General features: G+C 63.1%; 25 protein-coding genes. 9 read left to right on the plus strand and 16 right to left on the minus strand.

Going from position 1 to position 25842, the window contains the following annotated elements; all coding sequences use genetic code 11:
- The first annotated feature begins 1 nt into the window (after position 1).
- The 3 genes from AADA15_RS13435 (at position 2) to AADA15_RS13445 (ending at position 3494) form a co-directional block, all read left to right on the plus strand.
- Positions 2 to 727 (plus strand): SDR family NAD(P)-dependent oxidoreductase, encoded by a 726-nt coding sequence (locus AADA15_RS13435; RefSeq protein WP_341642066.1) that lies wholly within the window; start codon positions 2 to 4, stop codon positions 725 to 727.
- Between the two features lie 9 nt (positions 728 to 736).
- Entirely contained in the window at positions 737 to 1465 is a 729-nt protein-coding gene (locus AADA15_RS13440) for an SDR family NAD(P)-dependent oxidoreductase (RefSeq protein WP_341642067.1), read from the plus strand.
- Between the two features lie 76 nt (positions 1466 to 1541).
- Complete coding sequence (locus AADA15_RS13445) at positions 1542 to 3494, plus strand: sensor histidine kinase (protein ID WP_341642068.1); 1953 nt, start codon at positions 1542 to 1544, stop codon at positions 3492 to 3494.
- Between the two features lie 123 nt (positions 3495 to 3617).
- Here AADA15_RS13445 and AADA15_RS13450 read toward each other — a convergent pair whose 3' ends face one another.
- The 10 genes from AADA15_RS13450 to AADA15_RS13495 form a co-directional block, all read right to left on the minus strand.
- The gene (locus AADA15_RS13450; RefSeq protein WP_341642069.1) at positions 3618 to 4979 is read right to left on the minus strand and encodes a sigma-54-dependent transcriptional regulator; all 1362 of its coding nucleotides are present in this window, start codon (positions 4977 to 4979) and stop codon (positions 3618 to 3620) included.
- Complete coding sequence (locus AADA15_RS13455; RefSeq protein WP_341642070.1) at positions 4976 to 5101, minus strand: hypothetical protein; 126 nt, start codon at positions 5099 to 5101, stop codon at positions 4976 to 4978. Before AADA15_RS13455 ends, AADA15_RS13450 begins: the two co-directional genes overlap by 4 nt.
- Before the next feature lie 6 nt (positions 5102 to 5107).
- Entirely contained in the window at positions 5108 to 6409 is a 1302-nt protein-coding gene (locus AADA15_RS13460) for a c-type cytochrome (protein WP_341642071.1), read from the minus strand.
- A 22-nt stretch (positions 6410 to 6431) separates the two neighbouring features.
- Positions 6432 to 7652, minus strand: a complete 1221-nt coding sequence (locus AADA15_RS13465) for a formate dehydrogenase subunit gamma (RefSeq protein ID WP_341642072.1) — start codon at positions 7650 to 7652, stop codon at positions 6432 to 6434.
- A gap of 131 nt (positions 7653 to 7783) precedes the next feature.
- The gene (fdh3B, locus tag AADA15_RS13470) at positions 7784 to 8377 is read right to left on the minus strand and encodes a formate dehydrogenase FDH3 subunit beta (protein WP_341642073.1); all 594 of its coding nucleotides are present in this window, start codon (positions 8375 to 8377) and stop codon (positions 7784 to 7786) included.
- A 12-nt stretch (positions 8378 to 8389) separates the two neighbouring features.
- Entirely contained in the window at positions 8390 to 11284 is a 2895-nt protein-coding gene (locus AADA15_RS13475) for a formate dehydrogenase subunit alpha (protein WP_341642074.1), read from the minus strand.
- 117 nt (positions 11285 to 11401) lie between these two features.
- The gene (locus AADA15_RS13480) at positions 11402 to 11593 is read right to left on the minus strand and encodes a twin-arginine translocation pathway signal protein (protein ID WP_341642075.1); all 192 of its coding nucleotides are present in this window, start codon (positions 11591 to 11593) and stop codon (positions 11402 to 11404) included.
- 59 nt (positions 11594 to 11652) lie between these two features.
- Positions 11653 to 12294, minus strand: a complete 642-nt coding sequence (locus AADA15_RS13485) for a TorD/DmsD family molecular chaperone (protein ID WP_341642076.1) — start codon at positions 12292 to 12294, stop codon at positions 11653 to 11655.
- Positions 12291 to 12983, minus strand: coding sequence for a DUF3306 domain-containing protein (locus AADA15_RS13490; protein ID WP_341642077.1), 693 nt, complete (start codon positions 12981 to 12983; stop codon positions 12291 to 12293). The genes AADA15_RS13485 and AADA15_RS13490 overlap by 4 nt, the downstream gene beginning before the upstream one ends.
- The gene (locus AADA15_RS13495; protein WP_341642283.1) at positions 12980 to 13519 is read right to left on the minus strand and encodes a DUF3305 domain-containing protein; all 540 of its coding nucleotides are present in this window, start codon (positions 13517 to 13519) and stop codon (positions 12980 to 12982) included. Before AADA15_RS13495 ends, AADA15_RS13490 begins: the two co-directional genes overlap by 4 nt.
- Before the next feature lie 375 nt (positions 13520 to 13894).
- Between AADA15_RS13495 and AADA15_RS13500 the strand changes: the two genes are divergently transcribed.
- A complete protein-coding gene (locus tag AADA15_RS13500) occupies positions 13895 to 15841 on the plus strand; it encodes a 4Fe-4S binding protein (RefSeq protein WP_341642078.1) in 1947 nt (648 codons plus the stop codon).
- Here the strand turns inward: AADA15_RS13500 and AADA15_RS13505 are convergent.
- The gene (locus AADA15_RS13505) at positions 15835 to 16671 is read right to left on the minus strand and encodes a hypothetical protein (protein ID WP_341642079.1); all 837 of its coding nucleotides are present in this window, start codon (positions 16669 to 16671) and stop codon (positions 15835 to 15837) included. The genes AADA15_RS13500 and AADA15_RS13505 overlap by 7 nt on opposite strands.
- A gap of 84 nt (positions 16672 to 16755) precedes the next feature.
- Here AADA15_RS13505 and apbC point away from each other — a divergent pair, with 84 nt between their 5' ends.
- From apbC to AADA15_RS13525, 4 genes are all read left to right on the plus strand, one after another.
- Positions 16756 to 17823: an iron-sulfur cluster carrier protein ApbC gene (apbC, locus tag AADA15_RS13510; protein ID WP_341642080.1), complete on the plus strand. Its 1068-nt coding sequence runs from the start codon at positions 16756 to 16758 to the stop codon at positions 17821 to 17823.
- Entirely contained in the window at positions 17820 to 18536 is a 717-nt protein-coding gene (locus tag AADA15_RS13515) for a biotin/lipoate--protein ligase family protein (RefSeq protein ID WP_341642081.1), read from the plus strand. The genes apbC and AADA15_RS13515 overlap by 4 nt, the downstream gene beginning before the upstream one ends.
- Entirely contained in the window at positions 18536 to 19015 is a 480-nt protein-coding gene (locus tag AADA15_RS13520) for a DUF6505 family protein (protein WP_341642082.1), read from the plus strand. Before AADA15_RS13515 ends, AADA15_RS13520 begins: the two co-directional genes overlap by 1 nt.
- Before the next feature lie 282 nt (positions 19016 to 19297).
- Complete coding sequence (locus AADA15_RS13525; RefSeq protein WP_341642083.1) at positions 19298 to 19846, plus strand: hypothetical protein; 549 nt, start codon at positions 19298 to 19300, stop codon at positions 19844 to 19846.
- 174 nt (positions 19847 to 20020) lie between these two features.
- On the opposite strand, the gene AADA15_RS13530 is transcribed toward AADA15_RS13525, so the two are convergent.
- The 5 genes from AADA15_RS13530 to phnC form a co-directional block, all read right to left on the minus strand.
- Complete coding sequence (locus AADA15_RS13530; RefSeq protein ID WP_341642084.1) at positions 20021 to 20635, minus strand: LbetaH domain-containing protein; 615 nt, start codon at positions 20633 to 20635, stop codon at positions 20021 to 20023.
- A 32-nt stretch (positions 20636 to 20667) separates the two neighbouring features.
- A complete protein-coding gene (gene phnE, locus AADA15_RS13535; RefSeq protein WP_341642085.1) occupies positions 20668 to 22077 on the minus strand; it encodes a phosphonate ABC transporter, permease protein PhnE in 1410 nt (469 codons plus the stop codon).
- Positions 22074 to 22955 (minus strand): phosphonate ABC transporter, permease protein PhnE, encoded by an 882-nt coding sequence (gene phnE, locus AADA15_RS13540; protein ID WP_341642086.1) that lies wholly within the window; start codon positions 22953 to 22955, stop codon positions 22074 to 22076. The genes phnE (AADA15_RS13535) and phnE (AADA15_RS13540) overlap by 4 nt, the downstream gene beginning before the upstream one ends.
- Positions 22956 to 23077: 122 nt before the next feature.
- Positions 23078 to 23980, minus strand: a complete 903-nt coding sequence (gene phnD / locus AADA15_RS13545; protein ID WP_341642087.1) for a phosphonate ABC transporter substrate-binding protein — start codon at positions 23978 to 23980, stop codon at positions 23078 to 23080.
- 65 nt (positions 23981 to 24045) lie between these two features.
- On the minus strand, positions 24046 to 24870 hold the full coding sequence (phnC, locus tag AADA15_RS13550) for a phosphonate ABC transporter ATP-binding protein (protein ID WP_341642088.1): 825 nt from the start codon (positions 24868 to 24870) through the stop codon (positions 24046 to 24048).
- A 249-nt stretch (positions 24871 to 25119) separates the two neighbouring features.
- Between phnC and rpe the strand changes: the two genes are divergently transcribed.
- Positions 25120 to 25809 carry a ribulose-phosphate 3-epimerase gene (gene rpe, locus AADA15_RS13555; protein WP_341642089.1) on the plus strand — a complete coding sequence of 230 codons (690 nt, stop codon included), beginning with the start codon at positions 25120 to 25122 and terminating at the stop codon, positions 25807 to 25809.
- Positions 25810 to 25842: the final 33 nt, after the last annotated feature.

Raw genomic sequence — 25842 nt, forward strand, 5'->3', positions numbered from 1 at the left:
TATGTCCTCGTTCAAGGGTCAGACATGGTGGATTGTCGGCGCCAGCGAGGGGCTGGGCCGCGCCATGGCCGAAGCCCTGGATGAGGTCGGCGCGCGCCTTATCCTGTCGGCGCGCAACGCAACGCGGCTCGATGTGCTGGCCGCCCGACTAAGCGACGCCAAGTCCCTGCCCCTGGATGTCACCGATGCTGCCAGTGTGGCGGATGCAACCAAGGCGCTTGGCTCCATCGATGGCATCATTTACTGCGCCGGTGCCTATGACCCGCTCACCGCGCAGGAGTGGCGGCCGGACGCGGTTGAAACCATGTGCGAAGTGAACTTCATGGGCGCCATGCGGGTGCTTGGGCAGATCGTGCCGGAGTTCTGCCGACGTGATCGCGGCCATATCGTTCTGATCGGGTCGCTGGCCGGGTTCACCGGCTTGCCCGGCGCCATCGGCTATGGCGCGTCCAAGGCGGCATTGATGCATCTGGGCGAAAACCTGCAGGCAGATCTGCGCGGCACCGGCGTGCAGGTGCAGGTCATCAACCCTGGCTTCATCCGCACCCGTCTGACCGACAAGAACCAGTTCAAGATGCCGCAAATCCTGGAGCCACAGGACGCCGCCCAACGCTGTTTGCGCGCAATGCGCGGTGGTCGGTTTTCAACCTCCTTCCCGGCGCCCTTTACCTGGGTCTTCACCATCGGCCGCCTTTTGCCCCGGCGTCTGTTTCTCAAGTTGATGTAAAGGCTGCCCATGTCCGCAGAGCATTCCCCAAAAGAGGTGGTTATCTTTGGCGCCAGCGGCGGAATCGGCTCGGCCCTGGTGCGCCATTATGCGGCCCTGCCGGGGGTTCAGACGATCCATGCCGTCAGCCGCAGCGGCGCTCATGACGCAACCGGCCGCGTTGTCGCCCATGCCGCCGATATCACCGACGAGGACAGCCTATCGGCCTTTGCGAAATCCGTTGAGGCTCCGGATCTGGTGATTGTCGCGACCGGCATCCTGTCGGACGATACTGGGCTGAAACCCGAAAAATCCCTCAAGCAGCAAAGCCTGCCGGCCTTTGAGCGTGTATTTGCGATCAACACCTTTGGGCCCGCCCTTGTCGCGAAACACCTGCTGCCGCGCATGCCGCGGGACCAGCGCGCCATCTTTGCCGCGCTTTCCGCCCGGGTGGGATCGATCTCGGACAATGGCCTTGGCGGCTGGCACGCCTACCGGGCCTCAAAGGCCGCGCTCAATATGCTGCTGCGCAACTATGCCATCGAGGTGGCCCGCACCCACCCGCAGCTGATCTGCGCCGGATTGCATCCGGGCACGGTGGACACGCATCTGTCCCGCCCGTTCAGTCGCGCCGTGCCGGAAGACAAGCTGTTCACGCCGGACTACTCGGCCTCCCGTCTTGTCGGCGTCATAGCGGGCCTCGCACCACCCGACAGCGGCAAGGTGTTCGATTGGGCCGGAAAAGTCATTCCCGCCTGAAACCGCTTGCCCTTCGCCCCTTGCTCTGCCCCCAAGACCGGTGCCACACTGGCACCGCCTTGGGAGGAGCAACACCTTGAAATCCGTTCGCCTACGCCTGTTGCTTCTGGCGCTTGTACCGCTCAGCGTCTTGATGCCGCTGGTGCTGATCCTCGCGATGACCCGCTGGAATGCGGATTACGATGCGGTGCTGATCGCCAAGGTGGACAGCGATCTGCGCATTGCCGAACAGTACCTTGGCCATTTGCAGACCGGCAGTGCCAATGACATGCTCAGCCTCGCCCAATCCACCGCGTTTGAGGCCGCGCTTAAGGAAGGCCCCGAAGCCGTAAGCCGTTTTCTCGATAGCCGACGACAGCGGCTCCAGCTGGATTTCCTTGAATACCTGCCTCTTTCGGCCGTGAACGGGGCGCAGGGGAAATGGCCCGTTGTGCAGACCGCTGCCCGCGGACAGCTTGCCTCAGAGATTGATATTTTCTCGGCTGCGGATCTGGCGCTTCTCTCCCCTGCCCTGCAGGAAGGCGCCGTCATCCCCCTGATCGAGACCGAAGCCGCCGCCCCGACCCTGCGCAAGATCGAGGATCGCGGCATGGTCGTCCATACCGCAGCCCCCGTGATCATGGCCGGTCACAACGGCGTTCTGCGCGGGGGGCTGTTGCTGAACCGCAATCTTGATTTCATCGATACGCTCAATGCGCTGGTGTACCTCGGCGACGAAGACAACGGCAACCGGCAGGGCACTGCCACACTGTTCCTTGAGGACACGCGGGTGTCCACCAATGTGCGCCTCTTCGAGGACGTGCGCGCTCTTGGCACACGGGTGTCTGCGGCGGTGCGCCATGTGGTGCTGGAGGAAGGGCGCACCTGGCTCGACCGCGCTTTTGTGGTGAATGACTGGTACATTTCGGGCTATCTGCCGCTGACCGACAGTTTCGGCGCGCGGGTCGGCATGCTTTATGTCGGCTTCCTTGAGGCGCCCTATGATACGGCCAAAACCGAAGCCTATTGGACCATCGTTGGTGTGTTCCTTCTGGTTCTGGCGATCTCGGCGCCTCTGTTCCTGTGGCTGGCCAAGGGCATTTTTGCTCCGCTCGAACGGATGAGCCAGACCATGCAACGGGTCGAGCACGGGGATCTAACGGCCCGCAACGGCAATGTCGGCAGCCGCGATGAGATTGGGCAGGTGGCCGCTCATCTTGATACGCTGCTGGATCAGATCCAGGACCGCGATCAGAAACTGCGCGACTGGGCCGAAGAGCTGAACACCCGCGTCGATCAGCGCACCGCCGAACTGAGGGATGCCAACCAGAAACTGGAAGAAACCTACAAGCAGCTGGTGATGAGCGAGAAACTCGCCTCGATCGGCGAGATCACCGCCGGGGTCGCCCATGAGATCAACAACCCCGTGGCGGTGATCCAGGGCAATGTGGACGTGATGCGAATGACCCTCGGCCCCGCTGCGGGCGAGGTGAAAACCGAGCTCGACCTTATCGACAATCAGGTCATGCGGATCGGCGCCATCGTGGGCAAGCTCTTGCAGTTCGCGCGCCCCTCCGAATTCGGCACCTTCGAGGAAAGCGTCGACATATCGAACGTTGTGACTGACTGCCTGGTACTGGTCGATCATGTGATCGCCAAACATGGCATTACTGTCGAAGGCAATCTTGGGTCTGCTCCGCAAGTCCGGATCGATCCGGGCGAGCTGCAGCAGGTGATCATCAATTTGATCATCAACGCCGCGCAAGCCATGAAGGACCAGGGCACCCTGACCCTGACCCTTGCTCCGGAAGAGCGGGGAGGCGCACCTGGCGCCTGTCTCACGGTGGCCGACACAGGCCCCGGCATTCGCGAGGTTCACCTGTCAGAGGTCTTCAATCCGTTCTTCACGACCAAGCCCGGTGAGGGTACCGGGCTGGGCCTTTCGATCAGTCAGACCCTGATCCAGAACGTGGGAGGTATCATCACGGCCCAGAACCGCCCCGGTGGCGGCGCTGCATTCTCCGTCTGGCTGCCGGAACGAAGCGACTAGGCCGGGGCACGCTGCGCGCATGCGCAGCGCCGGGCCCAAGGCTGTTGTGCGCGATTTGCATCGCAAATCATGCAATAGACGCGGGAGCCTCCCGTGATCGTCCGGGCGAGCGCCTTCAGCCTGTCAAACGCCCCAAGAGGCGCATTTGCGGTCGATGGTCTTGCGCGACACACCCAGACGACGGGCCGCTTCGGCGCGGTTGCCGTCGCAGGCGTCCAGCATGTGCATGATGTGCCGCTGTGTGACCAGCTCCAAGCTCTCGATCGCCGCTGGCCCGGTGACCGAACCCTTGCCGGAAAACTCTTCGGGGAAAGCCCCAAGAATCACCGAACGTTCGATGAGATTGCGCAACTCACGCACGTTGCCCGGCCAGTCGTAGCGCGAGAATTTCAGGAGGGTTTCCTCGTCCAGCTCCAGCGCGGGCATGGCCAGGGTCGCCGAAAACTGCTCCATGAACAGCGCCGCCAGTTCCACGATATCCTCGATCCGCTCGCGCAAGGGGGGCATCTCGATCTTCACCACATTGATGCGGTGATAAAGATCCGAGCGGAACCGCCCCTCGGCCACGGCCTGTTCCAGATCCGCGTTGGTGGCAAAGAGGAACCGCAGATTGAGGGGGATGTCCCGCTCGGCGCCCACCGGGCGCACGCGCTGGTCCTCCAGAACCCGCAGCAGAGCCGCCTGAACCTGATCGGGCATCTGGGCAACCTCATCAAGAAACAGCGTGCCGCCGTCCGCGTGCAGGAACAACCCGTCCCGGCGGCGATCCTGATCGTCCAGAACACCGAACAGCTCGTGCGCGATGCGATCCGGCGCGATGGCCGCGCAGTTGACCGCCACGAACGGCTTTTCTGACCGGTCCGACAGGGAATGCAGCGTCCGGGCCGCGATCTCCTTGCCGGTGCCGCTGGCGCCCGTGAACAGGACCGGTGTCGGCAGCGGAGCAAGGCGTTTCAGCATCTCGCGCGCCTTGGTGATGGCCGCCGATTTCCCCAGAAGCCGCCCACGCGCAGCGGAACCTTCGACCGAGAGTTCATGCTTCAGAAGGTAGTTTTCCCGCCGAAGGTACTTCCGGTCCAGCGCCCGCGCCACCGAGTTCAGGATCTGGTTGGCCCTGAAGGGCTTCAGCACGAAATCGGCCACCCCGGCTCTCAGCGCCAGGATCGCGGTTTCCAGATCCGCATAGGCCGTTACCAGAATGGTATCGGCAAACAGCCCCACGCGGCGCTGCTCCTGCACCCATTCAAGTCCGGTCTTGCCCGGCATGATGTTGTCGAGAATCACCAGATCGAAATGCGCCTTGTCCAGAATCTCCGAGGCTTCGGCGGCCGAGCTGGCCTGCTCCACCCGCTTGCAGCGGGGGTTCAGGATCTTGGTCATGAAATTGCGCATGCCAGGTTCGTCATCGATCACCAGGATCGAAGCACCGGCCAGGTTTTCACCGTATTCATCACGCGGGGCGGCAGAGATCACAGGCTGGTTCAATCCAGACGCACCGCTTGGCCCGCAAATTTTTCATCGGCGGCAAACCCCGCGCGATCGAGGGCCAGATCCGCCCCAACGGCGATCACGGCAATGGCCACAAAGCCCGCTAACATCGCTTTCATCCTGTTTTACTCCGGTTGCGTTGCGTGTTTCAGAAAAGCCACCAGATCCTTGCGATCCTCGGCGGCGGTTATGCGCTGCATTGGCATCTTTGAGCCCGGAATATAGTGATCCGGCCCCAGATCGAACAGCGCGTCGATCGTGTCTTCGTTCCAGATGATATCAGATCCATCCAGAACCGGCGAATAGCGGTATCCCGGAAGGCTGCCTGCCGGGCGTCCGAAGACGCCAAAAAGGGTCGGACCTGCCTTGCGACTTTCGCCCGGGGTCAGCGCGTGACAGATCGAGCATTTGCGCATGAACTGCCGCTCTCCGTTTGGCATGCTGTCCGGGGCGCGCAGGAAGGTGCGCTCCTGCCCCATGGCCGGGTCGAACTCCTCCATCAGTGCCACCGGCCAGCCATAGATCACATCATCGAGGCCACCGGCCCAGATGGTGTCGCCACCCGGCGAAAAAGCAAGCGCCCAGATCGGGCCCTTGCGGGCCGCGCGGAAATCCCGGGCGATGCGCCATTTGCCCCCAACCTCGCCGGTTGAGATCATCATGATGTAGCCATGCCCGTCCCCCACGGCGAGTTGCCTCGTGGCCGCATGATAGGCCATCGCAAGGATCGGGCGACGGTCCAGGGTGAAATCGGCAATCTGCGCGCCGCTGGCAAGGTCGATCACCCGCGTCGCACCATCCACCGCGCCATAGGCCAGCCAACCTGACTGCCCGTCCACGATCAGCCTGTTGACGCCAAAGCCCTGCTCGGCCAGCGGACGCGGCGCGCCCTGCCCGGCCGGATCGACGCGCAGGATGCGGCCGTCCATCGTGGCCGCAAAGAGCATGCCTTCCGGCCCATAGGCCACGTCATTGACGCCGCTGCCAATGTCGATCATCCGCGCAGGCGCCCCGCCGGCCAAAGACCAGATCCCGACGCTACCGTCCCAGCTGGCCGAGGCAAGAGACTGACCATCGGGCGAGACCGCAAGCCCGCGCACCTTGCCCTTGTGCACCCCCAACAGCTGCGAGGAACCATCGGGGGCCCAAAGGCGGATGGCAAAATCATCGCCTCCGGTCACAAGGCGACCCCGACCTGCGAATGTCACCGCCGTCACCGCCGCATCATGCCCTTCGAGCCACTGCGGCGCGCGGTCAGCCCAGAACGCCGCCGAATTGTCGAAACTGGCGCTGGCCACCTGACCCGAGGACGCCACCGCCAGCCCCATGATCGGTCCCCCGTGCCCTTTGAGCGTGGTGAACTCCTGCGCCGGAAGTGACCCGGCGCAGAAGGCTGCCACGAAACTCAAGGACGCAAGGAAGCGCATCTTCACGGTCCCTCGTACCTGCCTATTCCGCCGGGGTCGCGCCCTTGGCGCTTGCGGCGGTCTTGGCCTTTTCTTCCTCCAGCACTTCTTCCAGCCAGATCGAGTGGTGCTGATGGGCCCAGGCCTCATCGACTTCACCCGATCCCATGGCGTCATAAGCGCCCTCCATGCCGACAGAGCCAATGTAGATATGAGCGATGATGATCGCCATCAGCACGAAGGCCACGATCGCGTGCCAGGCCTGGGCAAACTGCATCTCCTCCTGCGGAGACAGCTGTTCGGGCAGGCTGCCGAACCCGATCCACTGCGGGATGCCGATGTCGTTCAGGATCGCAAAGGTCTTTGCGAACAGTGGCATCTCATAGGGGAACAGCAGCGACAGGCCCGAAATCGATATCGAGGCGCCAAAGAGGATCACAGACCAGAAGATCACCTTCTGGCCGGCGTTGAACTTCTTCGCCGGCGGGTGCTTGTTGCCGATGATGCCACCGAACTGGCGGATCCAGACAAGGTCAGTCCGGTTGGGGATGTTGTGCACCACCCACATCACGAACACCAAGACCAGCGCCACCATAAAGGCCCAGGCAACCGAGTTGTGCAGCCATTTACCATAAATCAGCAAATAGGAATTGAGTTCCTTGCCAAGGTAGGGCGCGACAAAGGCGCGGCCAAACAGGGTCAGCAGGCCGGTGATGCCGAGGATGATGAAGGAGCCGGCGAGTGTCCAGTGCGCCATACGCTCAATGAACTTGAAGCGGGTCACGGTGCGGCCCGTCATCTCGCCGTCTACCGGGATACGGCCCCGCAGGACGTAGAACACCACCAATGCGCCAAGCGTACCCAGCAACAGCCAGCCGCCGTATTGGCGCAACGGGCCATCGCGGAAGGTCAGCCACGGCATGCCGCCGTCCTGCATCAGCACGCTCGCCACCTCTCCTCCCGCAGAGACCGTCACGTCGGCCGACCCGTAGCGCAGTTGCCGCCAGACCTCAGCATCAGACGCCCCGCCCAGCGTACCAAGCTGCTGTGTTATGCCGGCCGCGATATCGGGATCACCGGTGGCATTGCGGCGGAAGGAGTCGTCCAGTTTCTCGCCCCTTTGTCGGGCGAGGATATCCTCAAGCGTCTGCGCGCCGCCAGTGGCACTGCGGTCCACCTCAACCGGCGCGGTCGTGTCCTGTGCCTGCACCGCGCCGACAAGCAGCCCCAGTTGCAGAACAAATGCGAAAACCATGCGCAGCATGAGCCACACTCCTTCGAGTCTGTCTGACGTACGGACGGATGTCCTGTACGGATGTGTCTTTTATGAATTCAAATAGGGCAGGATGGCCTGCTGTCCGCAGGCCATCCGATATTTACCCTGAAAAGGCCGGTTTAACCGCCCTTTTGCTCGTAGGCGGTGCCCCAGCCCCAAGCGCCGGTGCCGAAACCGCGCGCCACGACGCGTTCGCGATAGACCGCCGACACCACGTCGCCGTCACCGGCCAGCAGCGCCTTGGTCGAGCACATTTCGGCGCAGATGGGCAGCTTGCCCTCGGCGATCCGGTTGCGACCGTACTTGGAGAACTCCGCGTTGGAGTGGGTCTCCTCGGGGCCACCAGCGCAGAAGGTGCATTTGTCCATCTTGCCACGGCTGCCAAAATTGCCCGCCTGCGGATACTGCGGCGCGCCAAAGGGGCACGCGTAGAAGCAGTAGCCGCAGCCAATGCAGAGGTCCTTGGAGTGCAGAACCACCCCTTCCTCGTTCTGGTAGAAGCAGTCCACCGGGCAGACGGCCATACAGGGCGCATCCGAACAATGCATGCAGGCGACCGAGATCGAGCGTTCACCGGGCTTGCCATCATTGATGGTCACGACGCGGCGACGGTTGATCCCCCAAGGCACCTCATGCTCGTTCTTACAGGCGGTGACACAGGCGTTACATTCGATGCAGCGTTCGGCATCGCAGAGAAACTTCGCTCTTGCCATTACTCTATCTCCTTACGCTGGCATGATTTTGCAGAGAGTACATTTCGTCTCCTGCATCTGGGTCACACTGTCATACCCATAGGTCTGCGCCGTGTTGGTGCTTTCGCCCAGCACATATGGATCAGCCCCATCCGGGTACTTGTGCCGCTGGTCCTCGCCCTGGAAATGACCGCCAAAGTGGAACGGCATGAAGGCAACGCCCTCGCCGACCCGTTCGGTGACCATGGCCATGACCTTGACCTTGCCGCCTTCCGGACCTTCGACCCAGCACTGTTCGCCATCCCGCACGCCAAGGTTATTGGCATCGCGCGGGTTGATCTCGACGAACATGTCCTGCTGGAGTTCGGCCAGCCAGGGGTTCGAGCGGGTCTCGTCGCCGCCACCCTCGTATTCGACCAGTCGGCCGGAAGTGAGGATGATCGGGAACTCCTGCGAGACATCCTTCTTCTGGATCGAGGCGTACATCGTCGGCAGACGATAGAATTTGCGATCCTCGTAGGTCGGATAATCCGCAACCAGATCCCGGCGGTTGGTGTACAGCGGCTCGCGGTGCACCGGCACCGGGTCCGGGAAGGTCCACACGACCGCACGCGCCTTGGCATTGCCGAAGGGCGCACATTCGTGCTTGATCGCAACCCGCTGGATGCCGCCCGAAAGGTCGGTTTTCCAGTTGGTCTTGGGACCCGCCACCGCATCGATTGCGGCACGCTCGTCATCGGTCAGGTCGCCATCCCAGCCCAGGTCCATCAGCATCTGCATGGTGAACTCAGGATAACCGTCCTGAATCTCGGACCCTGCAGAATAGACGCCCTCGGCCAGAAGGTTGTCACCGTCCCGCTCCACGCCGAAACGGGCACGGAAGGTGAGACCACCCTCGGAGACCGGCTTGGACATGTCGTAAAGGTTCGGCGTACCCGGATGGTTCATCTCGGGCGTGCCCCAGCACGGCCAGGGCATCCCGTAGTAGTCCCCATCGGCCGGACCACCGATCGCCTTGAGCGTGGTGCGGTCAAAGGTGTGCTGGTTGGCCATGTGCTTCTTGATGCGCTCCGGGCTTTGACCGGTGTAGCCGACCGTCCACATGCCGCGGTTGAACTCGCGGGTGATGCTTTCGATGTTGGGCGTTTCGGCATCTTCCATCTCGATGTTGCGGAAGAGACGATCGGCCCAGCCGAACTTGTTCGCGAACTTTGCGATGATCACGTGATCAGGCAGGCTTTCGAACAGCGGATCGACCACCTTGTCGCGCCACTGGATCGAGCGGTTCGACGCAGTGACAGAACCACGGGTTTCGAACTGGGTACAGGCCGGCAGCAGGTAGACACCATCGGTGCGGTCATGCAGCACGGCGGAAACGGTGGGATACGGGTCGACCACGACCAGCATGTCCAGCTTTTCCATCGCCGTCTTCATTTCCGTCATCCGGGTCTGCGAGTTGGGCGCATGGCCCCACAGAACCATGGCGCGAACATTGTTCGGCTGGTCCATGTTCTCCTTGTCTTCAAGGATACCGTCGATCCAGCGGCTGACCGGAATACCCGTCAGGTTCTGCAGGCTCTTGTCCTTGCCGTCCGCGCCTTTCAGCGTGTCGAACTGGCCCGCGAGCCATTCCGGATCTTCACCCCAGACGCGCGCCCAGTGACCCCATGCGCCTTTGGACAGGCCATAGTAGCCGGGCAGCGTGTGCGACAGAACGCCAAGGTCGGTTGCACCCTGCACGTTGTCGTGGCCGCGGAAGATGTTGGTGCCGCCGCCCTCGGTGCCCATGTTGCCCAGCGCCAGCTGCAGCACACAGTATGCACGGGTGTTGTTGTTACCATTGGTGTGCTGGGTGCCACCCATGCACCAGATCACGGTGCCGGGACGGTTGTTGGCCATGGTGCGGGCCACGCGGCGCAGCTGCTCGCCGGGGGTGCCGGTGACGCGCTCAACCTCTTCGGGGGTCCACTTGGCCACTTCCTCGCGGATCTGGTCCATGCCCCAGACACGGGTGCGGATGAACTCTTTGTCTTCCCAACCGTTTTCAAAGATGTGCCACAGGATGCCCCAGACCAGTGCAACGTCGGTGCCCGGACGGAAGCGCACATATTCGTCGGCATGGGCCGCGGTGCGGGTGAAACGCGGATCGCAGACAATCAGCGGCGCGTTGTTCTGCTCCTTGGCTTTCAGGACGTGCAGAAGCGAGACGGGGTGCGCCTCGGCCGGGTTGCCGCCGATGATGAAGATCGCCTTGGAGTTATGGATGTCGTTGTAGCTGTTGGTCATGGCGCCGTAGCCCCATGTGTTCGCAACACCCGCAACGGTGGTGGAGTGACAGATCCGCGCCTGGTGATCCACGTTGTTCGTGCCCCAGTAGGCGGCGAACTTGCGGAACAGGTAGGCCTGTTCGTTGTTGTGCTTGGCCGAGCCGAGCCAGTAGACGCTGTCAGGTCCGCTTTCTTCGCGGATCTGCATCATCCCGTCGCCGATCTCGTTGATCGCCTGATCCCAGGAGATGCGCTTCCACTCACCACCCTCTTTTTTCATCGGGTACTTGAGGCGGCGCTCACCATGGGCGTGCTCACGCACGGATGCACCCTTGGCGCAATGGGCGCCGAGGTTGAACGGGCTGTCCCAGCCGGGTTCCTGCCCGACCCAGACACCGTTCTGGACCTCTGCCACGACGGTACAGCCGACCGAGCAGTGGGTGCAGACCGATTTCACGGTTTCAACAGCGCCCGCTGCCGCGGTGGCCGCATTGGCCTGGGTCACCGACCCGCCGGTGGCGCTGATGGCAGCCAGGCCGCCGATGGCCAGGCCGGAGCCACGCAGAAACGCGCGGCGGTCGACGGATGTTTCGCCGACTTTGGACAGGATACTGGTCCGCTGGGGGCGTCTCGCAACCCCGTTGGTCTTTTTCCTAAGCATTTAGAACCTCCCTTGCTTGCCCCCTCCCCGGGAGCGCGCTGGGTTGACGAAAAAACTTCAGGCGGTCGGGCGTCACGCAACCAGTTGCCTTCGGTCATTTGGGTAGCATGCGGTGCGTTAGAACCGGACACTTTCGTAATAGGCGCGGGTATGCGCGGTATCCTGCATCGTCTCCTTTGCAAGATCGGGTTCTGCGGCCTCCACCGCGCCCCCGGTCGTCGCAACAGCCACTGCCGCGAGCGGCGCCGTGGTTGCGGCGATCTTCAGAAAGTCACGGCGGCTGGATGCTGCCTCTGCTTTCTTGGTCATGTGAGTCTCTCCTCCTTGGTGGTCGCTCACGTTTTCGGGGCAGGCAGTGCCGCCCCGGTTCATGCGGATTTCTCCGCGCTCATCCGGAAGGCTTCGGCCTCGATCTCCATGAACACCCGGCCGACAGCGCCGACCGAGGCATAAAGAACCGAGTTCTTGGCCTTCTCGAGATCCGAAAAGAAGTGACCGGCCCAGGGGCCGATGTGGGTGTTGAAGAATGTCTTCTGGTCCGCAAGGGAGGCCGGCGCGCCAAAGCGGCCCGCGATCAGTGCCCCCATCATCTCCATCAGAGAGGCGATGTTGTCCTCGGGCTCATAGACATTGGCCGCACGGGTCATGCCGCGTGCTGCCATGTCCCGGCGCAGCTGTGCCAGCGGCTTTTCGTTCAGGAACCCGGTCAGATAATAACTGGCATAGGGTAGCAGCTCACCGCGCCCCAGGCCGATGAACAGCTTGTTGAACTCACGCTCTACTGCGGCAGGTTTGGAGAGTTTGGCAATCTTGGCCAGCGCGTTGATCGCCACGCCAAGATCGGTGTCATCCCCCTCAAGGCCCGCAGTCTGCCCCAGCAGAAACCCATCCGGCGGCGCGGCCAGGATCAGCCCCAGAAAATTGTAGAGATCCGCGCGCAGGCGGTCCTCTTCGCTTACCAGCGGCGCTGAAGTGTCAGCGGTGGCTGTCATGATGTGCTCCTTGTTCATGCGCTCTCCCGCGCCTCTGGCCGATCCTGATCAAAGGAAAACCGCATCCGGCGCGGCAGGATGTCCGCAGGGTCAGTATCACCGGCTTCGGCCAACCTGTCACCCCCTCCGGTTGTAACAGTTTCAACGGCGGCAGAGTGATCCGGTGCCGCGTCCAGAGTGGCCTCGGCCTGCGCCTCCGCTTCATCTGAAACAGGTTCAGCCTCCTGCGCATCATCGGGCGCAAGCGCGACATCCGGCTCCGCGTCATGGGGTGCAGCCCCCCCCTGCGCGGCCTTTTCCTTCTCAGCCGCCTGACGGGCGAGCTCCTCGACATGTTTGGTCATGCCCTTGCCCACCTGATAGGCGGTCTGCATGCCTTCGACGACCATGGCGCTGTCGGTGAAATCCTCGCCGTAATCCACCAGACCGTCCACATTCGCCAGAACCGGGTTGAGCCGCCACAGGCGACGCAGCGCACGCGTGCGGATGCGGGCAGGCACTACGTCGCGCAGGAAGACCTTGAAATCGTCGCCTGCTTCCAGCGTGTCGGGATCCGGCAACTCCAGCTCGGCCAGGATCTCTTCGTCGCTTTTTTCTTCCAGAGCCTGTTCGCGCAGCGCCGCTTCTGCGGCCGCTTCGGCGCGTTTTTCCGCCTCGGCCTCGGCCTCCACGGCGGCCTTGCGGCGGGCCCAGAAATCGCGGGTCATTGCAGGCGCCCCTTCTTGACCAGGGCGGGCGAGCGGTAGACGTCGGTCATCTGCGAAATGCGCGGATCACCGATTCCGTCCTCAGTCTCACCCACCGTGCGCTTGTCGCGGCGGCGTTTCTTGAATTCCTCTTCCTTGAAATGCGCGAGCGTGAACTCCCGCACCCAGGCCACCAGCCCCGAAGGCATCGGCACCCGCTCCACAAGGTCCTCGCCGTTGTCGGCATAGTCCTGCGCTTCGAAGGGGGAGGCCGTCACCAGTGTCACCTCAAGCGGGCGCACCGCATCGTCGCTGTCGCGCATGATCACGTAGACGCAGGGCGGCTCTGCGGTCAGGCCCTGCATATAGGCCTCTGCCTCGGCGCGGTGCAGTTCAAGCGGAAGGGTCGCGGCGTGAAATTCGCTGGCCCCCTCTTCCTCCCGCAGCAACTGCCAGTCAGCGGGGGCAGCGGCGGGCAACACGGCAGAGACCTTCCACGACCATTTCGCCCACCGGGTCACCCCTGGGGTACGGCGAATGACGATGCCCAGCGGCATGACGTCGGTTTTGTCCAAAGTCTGGCTCACGGTCGGCTTGATCCTGGCTCTCGCTGCGTCACCCAAACCTGCAGCAGATACACGTCCTCGTGAAAGCCCGCTGTTGCATGCCACGGCATATTTCGACAAAGCCGGACAAATTGGACCATCACACAGGCCCCGCAATGCCGCCTTGGTCGATTTGTCTATGTCGACAAAAATAATCAGAATACCGATGTACACCAAAAGTCGCGAATCACCCTTCTGGTTTCGCGCCGCTCATGGGCCCGCTGCGCGGTGTTAACCGGTTTACGCCGCTTTCGAATCATGCCTAATCTGTGGTCCGAGCGGCGGAAATCTGCTCATCACGCCAGCCCTGATGCAAGCGAGGAAACGATGGCCAAGCAGTTGATTTTATGCGATTGTTCCGGATCACAAGAGATCGATTCAGAGGGGCTTTCGCGCACCACCGGCCTGCCCTGCTCGAAGGTGCATTCGACACTATGCACCCGGCAGACCGACAGCGCTGCCGCCGCGATCGCGGCCGGGGACGCTGTGATTTGTTGTACCCAGGAACAGCGCCTGTTCGAGGAGATTGCAGAGGAGATCGGCGCCCCGGCTCCGGCCTTCCTCGACCTGCGGGACCGGGCCGGCTGGACCGCAGATGCGGGTGATCTGCTACCCAAAATGTCCGCGCTGGTGGCCGAGGCTGCAGTGGACCGAGCTGCGGCAAAGACGGTCGATGTGGTCTCAGAAGGTCTGTGCCTCATCGTGGGTGCGAGCGAAGCGGCCCTGCCCGCGGCCGAACGGCTCAAATCCACGCTTGGGGTCACGGTGCTGCTGACCGATGCGGCCGAGACGCCAATGACCCGAGATTTTGACGTGGTTCGGGGGCGGCTTCGGCAGGCCTCAGGCGCCTTGGGGCAGTTCCACGTCACCATCGATGCCCTTCAGCAGCTCGACATTACGGGTCGCGCGTGGAGTTGGAGCGAACCGCGCGACGGCGGGCGCTCCGAATGCGATATCATCCTTGATCTGACCGGCGGCACTCCGCTGTTCCCTGCCCATGAAAAACGCGAGGGCTACCTGCGCGCCGACCCGAAAGGCGTGCAGGCCGTGGCGGATGCGGTGCTGGAAGCCAGCCAGCTTGTCGGCACCTTCGAAAAGCCTCTTTACGTGCGCACGGAACCCCTCCTTTGCGCCCATTCCCGCGCCAGCAAGACCGGTTGCACCAACTGCCTCGATGTCTGCCCCACCGGCGCCATCACATCGAACGGTGATCACGTCAGCATCGATCCGATGGTCTGCGCCGGATGCGGGGCCTGCGCCTCGCTGTGTCCGTCAGGGTCGATCACCTATGACGCACCGCCCACCGACAGCCTGATGCGGCGCATCCAGACCCTCGCCAAGGCCTATCTGGACGCGGGCGGCCACGCACCGCGCCTCCTGGTGGTGAACGCCCACGGCGCCGAGATGATCCGCCTTGCCGCCCGTTTTGGCCGCGGCTTGCCTGCGGACGTTCTGCCGCTCGAGGTGGAGGCACTGAACACCTTCGGCCACGCCGAGATCCTGGCGGCTCTGGCTGCCGGCTTTGCCCATGTTTCCATCGTGCTGTCGCCCAAGGTGGACCGCGACGTGCAGGAGAGGGAATTGGAACTGGCCTGTGCCATCGCGGGCGACAAGGCAGCAATCCTCGACCTCGCCAACCCGGATGCGCTGAGCGATGCTCTGTTTGACGCGGCGGCCCCCGCCCCGATTGCCGAACCGATGCGCCCCATGGGCACCCGCCGCCAGATCACCCGGCAGGCCGCCCGCGCACTGGCGCCCGAGGCCGAGATGCTGCCGCTTCCGGAAAACGCCCCCTACGGCGCGGTGCTGGTGGATACGGACAGCTGCACCCTGTGCCTGTCCTGCGTCTCGCTCTGCCCCTCGGGGGCGCTGGGGGACAACCCGGATCTGCCGCAGCTGCGTTTTCAGGAGGACGCCTGCCTGCAATGCGGCCTGTGTGCCAACGTCTGCCCCGAGCAGGCGATCTCTTACGAGCCGCGCCTGAACCTGCAGCCCGAAGCCCTGTCACAGGTGGTGATCCACGAGGAAGAACCCTTTGCCTGCGTCGAATGCGGCAGCCTGTTCGGGGTGAAGTCCACCATCGAGAAGATCACCGAAAAGCTGGCCGGAAAGCACTCGATGTTCGGCACGTCCGATGCCGCACGGATGATCCAGATGTGCGACGATTGCCGGGTGAACGCGCAGTTCCATCAGGAAAACAACCCGTTTGCGGGCAAGGACCGCCCCGCCGTGCGCACCACTGCCGACTACCTCAGCAAGCGCCGCGATCACTGATGCTGCAAGGGCGCACCCAGATCCGCCGGCTCAAGGCTGGACACATAGGCGAGGATCGCCTCCAGATCATCGAGCGTCATGGCGACGGGCACGATGGGCGATGGGCGATCCTCGGGGAAGGGTTCGGTCACATCGGCAACCTGGGTAAAGGCGGGATGCGGGTTCAGCGCGTAAAAAGCCTGGAACCGGTAGTCCCAGTCCGGCAGCGTGCGCAGCACGAAGAACGACGGAGTCGAGCCGATGTCATTCAGGTGCATGTCATCGGCGACCGCATGACAGCGACCGCACATGCTGCGCGACAGGCTTTGGCCCAGTTCGGCATCGCCTTCAAAAGAGACCTCCTCGACGACCGCAGCCCGGACTTCCGGCAGGGTGAACATCTGCACGCCTCCCGGCGCATAAGCGGTGATGGTGCGCGCCCCGATCTCGGAGCTCAGCCAGTCGACAAAGCGTCGGGTGCCGGGGTGCTCACCGTCCAATACGGTGATGTGCCAAAGGCTCTCTGCCTCTTGAAACACCGGCTTGGCGCCTGCCCCCCCATCCGTGCCGAGCGCGGCCTCGGCCGCTTCGCCAGGCGCGACCAGCTGAACCCGCACCTGCGACTTCAGCGAAAACCGCGGCAGCAGGTGTTTCAGGAACCCTGTTTCGACCAGACTCTCTGGCACGGCCATACGGATCAGCCGATCCTCGGCGCGCAACGGCGAAGCAGCCAGCAGCGCAGCGAGCATGAAAGCCCCAGCCAGGGCAACACAGCGGCCTGGCACGGGGCTGATCCGATTGACCGCTGCACACAGCCAGCGGATCGGATAGAGAAAAATCAAACGGGCCATTCGAAATGCTAGGAAGCAACCTACATCTCAGTCAAGTGTTCCGTCCGAATACGACAAATGACCATACCAAAGGAGAAGACCGGCGTGTCCCTCACCCGTGAAACTGTCCTCGAGGCACTGAAAACCATCACCGACCCCGCAAGCGGCAGCGATATTGTCGCGGCCGGCATCGTGCGCGCATTAAACATCGACGGGGGAGAGGTTCGCTTTGTGCTGGAAATCGACCCGTCCCGCGCCAAGACCTATGAGCCCGTCCGGGATGAGGCCGAGGCCAAGGTGACGGCTTTGGCCGGTGTCGAGAAGGTCTCGGCCCTCCTGACCGCCCATTCCGACAAGGCGCCGCCGCCCGATCTGAAGCCGAAGAAAGCCGCACAGCCGCAAGGCCCGCAGAAGATCCCCGGTGTGGACCGCATCCTGGCTGTTGCCTCGGGCAAGGGCGGCGTCGGCAAATCCACCGTTTCGGCCAACCTCGCCTGCGCGCTGGCCGCCGAAGGGCGCCGGGTGGGCCTTCTGGACGCCGATGTCTATGGCCCCTCGCAGCCCCGCATGCTTGGCGTGTCGGGCCGCCCCGCCAGCCCGGACGGCAAGACCATCCTGCCCATGCGCAACCACGGCGTCACCATGATGTCCATTGGTCTCATGACCAACGAGGATCAGGCCGTGGTCTGGCGCGGCCCGATGCTGATGGGGGCATTGCAGCAGATGATGATGCAGGTGCAGTGGGGCGCGCTGGACGTGCTGATCGTGGACCTGCCGCCGGGCACCGGGGATGTGCAGATGACACTGGCGCAAAAGGCCCATGTGGACGGCGCCATCGTGGTGTCGACCCCGCAGGACGTCGCCCTGATCGACGCGCGCAAGGGCATCGACATGTTCAAGCAGCTGCACGTGCCGATCGTGGGCCTTATCGAGAACATGTCGACCCATATCTGTTCCAACTGCGGCCACGAGGAACATATCTTCGGCCATGGCGGTGTGGCGGCCGAAGCCAAGAAGCTGAACGTGCCGCTTCTGGCGGAAATCCCGCTGCATCTGGACGTGCGCCTTGCTGCTGATGGCGGCGCGCCTGTGGTGGTCAGCAAACCCGACAGCCCGCAGGCCAAGGCCTTCCAGGATGTCGCCAAGGGCCTGATCGCGCGGGGCGCCGCATGAGCGAGGCTGCCACAGCGCTCTCCTTTCCGCCGCTGATGGCGGGCGAGGCCGTGACCGGCCTCGAGGATCCGTTCGAGACCGCCTGCAAACGGGCGGTCCTCGGCTGTGATGCGGGGCTCGTGGTCTATAATCTTGCGCCACACACCCTGCGCGCAGCCCTCGTCTTTGCGCCCGAGGTGCCGCTGGCGCAGGCCATGGCGATGTTGCCGACCTGCGGCGTGGGCTTCCAGAACGCCCTCGGCGCCCTCGCCCCGCCCGAGGTGGCCGTGCACCTGGAATGGGGCGGCGCGATCCGCATCAACGGCGCCCGCTGCGGCACCCTGCGCGCCGCCGCCAGCACGTCGGATCCCGCCGAGGTGCCGGACTGGCTGGTAATCGGGCTTGAGCTGCCGCTCTGGCCCGCGGACGGGGATGGCGGCGAAACCCCCGATCAGACCGCGCTTTATGCCGAAGGCTGCGCCGATGTGGAGGCCCCTGCCCTGATTGAGAGCTGGGCGCGTCATTGCCTGCACTGGATCAACCGCTGGGAGGACGAAGGCGCCAAGCATCTGCATGCGGACTGGCGCGAGCTGGCCCATGGCATTGGCGAGCCGGTGCAGCAGGGCGGGTTCAGCGGCACCTTCCTTGGCATCGACGAAGCCTTCGGCATGCTTTTGCGCGATGACGAAACCACCCACCTTATCCCCCTGACAGAGCTTCTGGAGACCCCGTGATGCACCTGGCCCGCGCCATCCATTTCGACGAGAGCGATCAAAACGTCTTTGCCAGCCCCGCGCGCACCGGGGAGTGGTGCATCTCGGGGGGCTTTGAGTTCTCGAACTGGGGTGAGGCGGATCTCACGGGCAAGCAGCGACAGGCCTTTGCCAATGGCTGGATGGGGCTGGAGACCGGCGGGCGGGTGACCTTTGTCGCGGTGACCAAGATCGAGGAGGCGGAGCTTGAGACGCTGACGGACCTTCTGGCACACCATTTTGTCAGCTACTACGGCGCGCCCGATGTGGCCGCCGCCCGGCCCGTCGCGGCCGAGGAGATCGCCCATATGGCCGAGCTCTGCGCCGATCACGCGCCCAACACGCTGCTGACGGTGATGCGGGAACTCACCGAGGCAGGCGTGCGCGAAAGCTACCGGATGATCGAGGCGCAATCGGCGGGACTGGAGCAATTCGCCATCCACGGCGACATCGAGGGCTGAGGCGGGGTTCTCCCGCCCGTCGCCGGATCATGGGCATGATCCGCTCCCGCTGGGCCCGGCGCCGCTGACGCGGCGCGGGGGCGTTTCAAGCCGTCCGGCCATTCTGGTAGAGTTGATTCTCTGCAGAAACCTCGCTGTGCGGTTTGCCAACCGAAACACCAAGAAAACGAAACCCCGCATTGATTGCCAGGACACCACAGTCGGAATTGCGGAATTGATGCAAGACGGGCCATCAGCATTCAGGACTAGCGCCGCCGACCCCCTTCACCCTATGGTTGCTGCATGACCGAGTATTGCCGACTTATCGAACAGCATGAAACAGAGGTGAACAGGCTCCATGCTGCAGTCCGAGAAACTTACCTACTGAGGAAAAAGTCGCAGCATGCCTGGCGCGATTGGAAGAGAGCAGCAAAATGCTTCCGAGAGTACAGATCCGAGGTCGATGATCTCATTGAGCAATGTATCGTCGAAGGCATCGACAACAACCACGCCTTGCGCACATTCGCTTTCGGCTATCTCAAATCCGATCCCTACTTTTTTCGTTCTGGATATGCCTTGGAACGTTTGCTGCAGCACATCAAAAAGCTGGACCTCACGGCATCCGAAAAGGTTCAGATCCAGGACCTGATCCTGCAACGGATAGACACGAAGGCTTTGAGAAATTTTCGCCACATCTGTCGCCTTGTTCCACTTGTTGACACAGACGACTTCATAAGCAGGATCGAAACGCGCCTGCGGTCAGATGATCCCAATGTCCGCCGTCGCGCGGAATTCGCGACCGCGTATTTTCCGGTTCGTGGTACGGCTCAGGGCGGTTTCCAATTGGCCTAGAGGAGCATCCAAAGCGTCACTTCAGCCTTCAAACCGCCGCCTTTAACTAAGCCTCATCTGTTCACCCGGCCGGATATGTTCCCCCGCGCCGCGCCAGCGGCGCCAAGCCCAACCGGGGCGGCCCTTCTTACAGAAGGGCCAGACACGGGCGGGAGCAGCCCCGCCCTTTCGCACTCAGGCGTATTTCTCGATGAACTCTTCGGCACGCAGCGCACGAAAATCTGGCAGAGCGGCGCGCAATATCGCGTTGTCCCAGTCCCACCAGGCGAGCGCCATCATCGCCTCACTCACCGCCTCCGGGTAGCGGCGGCGGATCGGCTGGGCCGTGTTGCCACCGACGATGGTATAGGGGGCGACGTCCTTGGTCACGACGCTCCCCGACGCCACCACCGCGCCGTGGCCGATGGTGACCTCCGGCTTGATCATCGCGCCGTGGCCGATCCAGGTGTCATGGCCGATATAGGCGGTGCGGCTGGCGCGATGAGCGAACCAGTCGGCGTCTGCCTCCGTATCATCCCAATAGTCGGCTGAGCGGTAGAGGAAATGGTGCAGGGAGGCCTTCTCCATCGGGTGATCGGTCGCCCCGATGCGGGTGAAGCTGGCGATATTGGCAAACTTCCCCACCTCGGCATTGGCGATGTCACAGGTGCGGTCGCAATAGCTGTAGTCGCCAAAGCGGCTGTTCGCGATGCGGCTGCCTGCGCCGATCTCCACATAGGCGCCGAAATGGCTGCCGGTGATCTGGCAATCGGGGTGGATGAAGGGCTGATCTGCCTGAAGGCGGGCCATGGTCTGTCTTCCTGTTCCGGTGTGATACGCGCTCAGGGCAGCACGAAGGGCATGTTCATTTTCCCGGCCTTCTTAGCCTTGCCACGGCGTGGCGTGCCGGGGTCGCCCTGGATCAGGCGGCGGCGCAGCATCCCCGATAACCAGTCCATCAGCATCACCATCACGATGATCAGCACGATGTAATAGGCGACTTCCTCCCAGTCCTTTTGGGTGATGATCGCCTGCGTCAACAACAGGCCGATACCGCCACCGGTGATCGCACCAATGATGGTGGCGCTTCGGGTGTTGGATTCAAGGAAATAGAGAAGCTGCGACAACAGAACCGGGGTCACCTGCGGGATCACCCCGAAACGGTAGCGCTGGATCGGTTTGGCGCCGGTGGAGGTAATGCCCTCGATCTGTTTCTCGTCCACGTTTTCGAGTGCCTCGGAGAACATTTTGCCGAAGGTGCCGGTGTCCGTCACCAGGATCGCCAGCGCGCCGGTCAGCGGACCGGGGCCAAAGGCGCGCGCCAGAACCACGGTCCAGATCAGGCTGTCCACCCCGCGCACAAAGTCGAACAGGCGGCGGGTGGCGAACCTCAGCGTGCGGATCGGCATGAAGTTGCGGGTCGCGAGGAAGGCCAGCGGCAGCGCCACGAGCCCTGCCCCGATGGTGCCGAGGAAGGCCATCAGTAGCGTTTCCCCGATGGCCCAGGCCACGTCCTGATGGCGCCACATCTTGTTGGTCCAGAAATCGTTCAGGATCGCGCCCGCCTCGCCGCGGAAGGCTTTTTCCAAGAGGGCAACCGGACCAAGCCCGTGATAGGGGCTGTCGAGGGTGAAGAAGAACAGCTCCCAGCCCATGAAATAGCGGAACACCTCGGCGCGGTTGCGTGTCACGGTCAGACGGCCTGCCTCGGTCTTGATCGCCAGACGGTTCTTGGATGCGCTGATCCAGTCCGGCACATCGCCCGCGGGCAGTTCGACCTGCACACCGGCGCTGCGCGACGGAGTGGCCCGCACGGTGCCATAGCCGGGGATGTCGTATTCCACCGTCTCGGGGCCAAAGCGCACGATGTGACCGTTCTCCAGATCGATCACGGTGGTGTCTGCGGGGGTCTCACCCAAGGATACCCATTCGGGTGCCTCGCCTTCGGGGTAGCTGCCCTTGCGTTCCCCTTCGATGGCGACCGAGACCGAGGCATCGCGATTGTCGCGGGTCACATGGGTCTTGTAGCTGTAGCTGTCGCTGACCAGGGTGCGCGCATTGTCCAGGCTGGCGCGGTCGTAAAGGCCCGCGACATCAAAGGCAAAGAAGACGTAGACCATATAGGCCAGCACGATGAGCGGCGCGGCGAAGGCCATCAGCTTTTTCGCGCGGAACAGTTTGGCCATATCCTGCTTCAGCGCGGCGGCGTCACGGGGCATGCCTGCGGAGGGGTTCACATCAAGGGTCGTCATTGTTTCGCTCCGTTGATCAGCCGGTCACGCAGCTTGCCAGAGATCTGGTCGACCACGACGATTGTGACAAAAAGCAGGATGAAGATGGCGGCGGCCTCGTCATAGCGGCCCTTGCCCCAGGACATTGCGTTCTTCAGCTCGTAACCGATGCCGCCCGCGCCCACGAAGCCAAGGATGGCGGAGGCGCGAATGTTGATTTCAAACCGCAGCAGCGCGTAGCTGACGTAGTTCGGCCCCACCTGCGGGATCACCCCCAGCCACATGCGCTGCGCCCAGGTCGCCCCCACGGATGACAGCCCTTCGATCGGTTTCAGAGAGGCATTCTCGTTCACCTCGGAAAACAGCTTGCCCAGGGCGCCCGCCGTATGGATTGCAATGGCGATCATCGCGGGCACCGGCCCGCCCCCCAGAAGGAAGATCAGCACCAGGGCGATCACGATTTCCGGGATGGCCCGGCAGATATCCATCACCCGGCGGAAGACCGGGATCAGCGACGGCCACAGCGCCATGCCCCGCGTCGCCAGAAGAGAGAAAAGCGTGCCGAAGATCGCTCCGATCAGGGTCGAGGCGGCCGCGATATTCAGCGTCTCGACCAAGGCCGGAAAGAAATGCACCACATGGCCGGGCAGCTGCGCGGCCTTCTCGACCGCTTCGCTCAGCACCTCGGCCGGGTAGTCGAAAATCCGCGTGAACCCGTCCGCGAAGGATCCCGCGTTCCGGTCATCGGCAGTCCGGAACCCCGCCACCATCATGGCGACGAAGACAATCAGAAGGATCGATCCGTAAAGGCGCTTGCGACGGGTAAGCTCTACATATTCGGCGCGGATCGCCTCGGTCGGAGAGGCGCCGGAAGGCGGGGCCGCTGTCAGATCTGCCATGGGGATGTCCTGATGTTCGGATGGGGCTTTGACGGTTCGGGCGAAACGGCACAACGCCTGCCTGCGTCAGAGGAAAACGGGGCCCGGCACGATGACCGGACCCCGCCGTTTTGGTTCTGAAATCAGTTGGACTTCAATTTGCGTGCTTCGATGATCACTTCGTAGGCGTCGTGGGTGATCGGCATGAAGCCTTTGGCATCGCCCTGCAGCACACCATAGGCGCAGTCTTCGTCCATGGATTTCAGCGAGGCCAGCAGACCGGTCATCTTGATCTTGACGTCAGCCGGCAGGGATTTGCGCAGAACCATCGGGCCTTCCGGGATCGGCTTGGAGCGCCAGATCTGCACCAAGTCGTTCATGTCGACGAGGCCGGCATCAACCGCCTTGCGCAGCGCGCCGGAGTTGTAGCCGTCTTCCCAGTTGCCCAGACCGTCGGCCCAGGTCACACCGGCGTCGATGTCGCCGTTTGCAACCGCGACGATGGTCTGCTCGTGACCGCCGGTGAACTTGACCTCGCCAAAGTAGGCACCGGACTCCATGGTCGAGCCGGTCGTCTGCGGGATCTCGATCGAGGGGATCAGGTAGCCGGAGGTGGAGTTCGGATCGCCAAAGCCGAAGACCTTGCCCTTGACGTCTTCGAGCGCGGCGATGCCGCTGTCCTTGCGCGCAAAGCCGATCGAATAGTAGCCATAGCCGCCATCGGTGTTCACCTTGACCAGAACCGGCTCGACCGCTTCGGGGTCGGACAGATAGGTCTTGGCATAGCCGGAGGCGCCCAGCCAGGCCATGTCGATGGTGCCGCCCAGAAGGCCCTGGATCACGCCGTTATAGTCGGCGGGGGCGAACAGCTTGGTTTCGACGCCCAGCAGCTCTTCGGTCTTGGCACGCAGGCATTCGTTCGAGTTCAGACGGTCCTGGGCGTTTTCGCCGCCAAGGATGCCAATGCGGAATTCCTGAATGTCCTCGGCCATGACCGGGGTGGTCAGGGCTGTTGTCATCAGGGCGGCAGCAATCAGTTTTTTCATCTCTAGGTCACTCCGGTTTGGTTGGCCCAAAGCGTCGTGCTTTGGGGGGATGAAAAGGGTAAAATTCACAGCGCGGCGGCTTCGGCCTCGCGGAGCGGTGTTTGGGTGCGCTCCAGCGTCTCGATCTCGGTTGAGGTGGCCGCTTCGGAGAAATCGGCGCCCGCGCCATAGATCTCGCGGGCAACGCCGGTGGTCAGCTGCTCGGGCAGCCCGTCAAAGACGATGCGTCCGTCGCGCATGCCCACCACCCGGTCGCAATAGCGGCGCGCGGTGTCGAGCGTGTGCAGGTTGGCAATGACGGTGCGCCCGTCTTCCTCGTGGATGCGGCGCAGGGCCTCCATCACGGTCTGCGCGTTCATCGGGTCGAGCGAGGCAATGGGTTCGTCCGCCAGGATGATCTTGGGGTCCTGCATCAGGGCGCGGGCGATGGCCACACGCTGCTGTTGACCGCCCGACAGGGCCTCGGCCCGCTTGGCGGCATGTTCCGCAATGCCCAGACGGTCGAGGATATCGATCGCCCGGTGGATATCCTCCATCGGGTAGAGGTTGAACATGGTCGCCAGCGCCGAACGGCGGTTGAGCGTGCCATGCAGCACGTTCGACACCACATCCATGCGCGGCACCAGGTTGAACTGCTGGAAGATCATCGCGCAATCGGACTGCCAGGCGCGCTTCTCGCGCCCTTTGAGCTTTGTCACATCGCGCCCTTCGAACAGGATCCGGCCTTCGCTGGCATCGCCCAGCCGGTTGATCATGCGCAGCAGCGTCGACTTGCCCGCCCCCGAGCGGCCGATGATGCCGATCATGCAGGGCTTGTCGATGTCCAGCGTGGCGGTATCGACCGCGATTTTGTCGCCAAAGCGTTTGGTGAGTTTGTCTATGCGCAGCACAATCGGCCCCCGTTCGTTTCCGGGACTGCCTAATGACCATGATCAAACCATTTGTGTAAGAGTCGTGAATTATTTGTAACGCAAGGCAGGCCAGCCGCTCATGTCCGTCACAATCCGGTCATGCTGAGGTGGCCAGGATTTGCGCGCATCCGTTCTGCGTGAAAACCGCCAAGAGACAATCTGCCCCTGTGCAGAAGGATAAAGCCGGTTTATACGGCCCTCAAACCCCTATCCTGAAGGAAGCCACCGATGTCCTTTGACCGCAGCGTGAAGATCGCGCCCTCCATCCTCTCTGCCGATTTCGCCAACTTCGGCGCCGAAATCCGGGCCATCGAGGCCGAAGGCGCAGACTGGGTGCATGTGGATGTGATGGACGGCCACTTCGTCCCCAACCTCACCTTCGGTCCGATGGCGGTGAAGGCCTTCCGTCCGCATGTGAAGACGGTGATGGACGTGCACCTGATGATCGCGCCGGTGGATCCTTACATCGAGGCCTACGCCGATGCGGGCGCCGATGTGCTGACCGCCCATATCGAGGCAGGCCCGCATATTCACCGCACCCTGCAGGCCATTCGTGGCGCAGGCATGAAGGCGGGCGTGGCCTTGAACCCCGGCACCCCGGCCGAGGCTGTGGCGCATCTTCTGGATCTGACCGACCTCATCTGCGTGATGACGGTGAACCCCGGTTTCGGCGGGCAGAAGTTCATCGACATGACGGGCAAGATCGCGGCCCTGCGCCAGATGATCGGCGACCGCCCCGTGCATATCGAGATTGACGGCGGCGTCGATCCCACAACCGCGCCCAAGGTGCGCGCGGCGGGCGCCGATGTGCTGGTGGCGGGATCGGCGGTCTTCAAGGGCGGTTCGGTCGACAATCCGGGCGTCTACGGCACCAATATCCGCGCCATCCGCGAGGCAGCTGAAGGCAGCTGGACCTAAGCCAACCAAGGCCTCCCTCCCGTTGGGCCGCGC

Source organism: Phycobacter sedimenti (assembly GCF_038148855.1).
GTDB classification, from domain to species: domain Bacteria; phylum Pseudomonadota; class Alphaproteobacteria; order Rhodobacterales; family Rhodobacteraceae; genus Phycobacter; species Phycobacter sedimenti.